1 protein-coding gene is annotated in these 867 nt (G+C 39.2%); it reads left to right on the top strand.

The genetic code is table 11. The annotated features are described in order from the left end of the window. On the top strand, positions 1–332 hold a 332-nt coding region (locus tag G5S52_RS24505), incomplete at its 5' end, for a hypothetical protein (RefSeq protein WP_205744043.1). Positions 333–867: the final 535 nt, after the last annotated feature.

The following is an 867-nucleotide window of genomic DNA, read 5'->3' as shown; positions in this document are numbered from 1 at the left end:
AAATGGCGTTATCTGGATATGGGACAGTCTCATACAAGATTAAGACAGAGTTAATTGCTGGAACCGACAATAATATTGTAGGACTAACAAGATCATTGAACTTGTTTCAGATGTTTACATTGAGATCTGCAGAGAATATTAGAATCAGTCGGATGAGAGTATTGTACAAGCCACGAACAGGCCATCTGGGATCGGGGATGATAAATGCTATGGTGAAGGACAACAGAATAGATGCAGACTTGGAGGATCAAATCATACATCAGACTGACTTTCCTGCAGGTGCAACTGCAGACATCACATGGACGGCCTCCATGTTGGTTGGCAAAATCTGATCTTCAACAGAGAGAGCCGCCTCTGGTGTTCGAAATGGAATTAACAGAATGCAATATCACCGCAGGATTCAGTGTCGGGAGTGTTACCATTGTCATAGATGTGACAGGATCAAAACCATGGATAGATTCAATTATAAAGCACCGATTGCTACCATAAGGGATGATGTCATCAGATCTAATGCATTGTTGTCTGATAAGAAATTTGAGGTTAGAGATAGTAGGGTTGCTATTAGTGGACCCATCACTAGGACACAGAGTATGTCAAGAGACATTGACATGGGGAGATTGAGAAGAGTGGCAGAGTTAACTCGATCGACAAGCAATGGTATTTCTAATAAGAAGTATAGAGCCATAAGGGGAAGCACATCACAAGAAAGTAATGTAATCGCACGGAGACAGTAATTTAAACATATATTGTTTCATCTTTGTCTTATATCTTAATAAAAACTGAGATCTATATCTACATCTGATTATAATTACTCGAGGATATCTAAGATTTGTGTGTGATGACAGAACATCCTCTGTCATATAATAT

Source organism: Grimontia sedimenti (genome assembly GCF_011045095.1).
GTDB lineage: Bacteria > Pseudomonadota > Gammaproteobacteria > Enterobacterales > Vibrionaceae > Enterovibrio > Enterovibrio sedimenti.
This window is presented reverse-complemented; position numbering and strand designations above follow the sequence as displayed.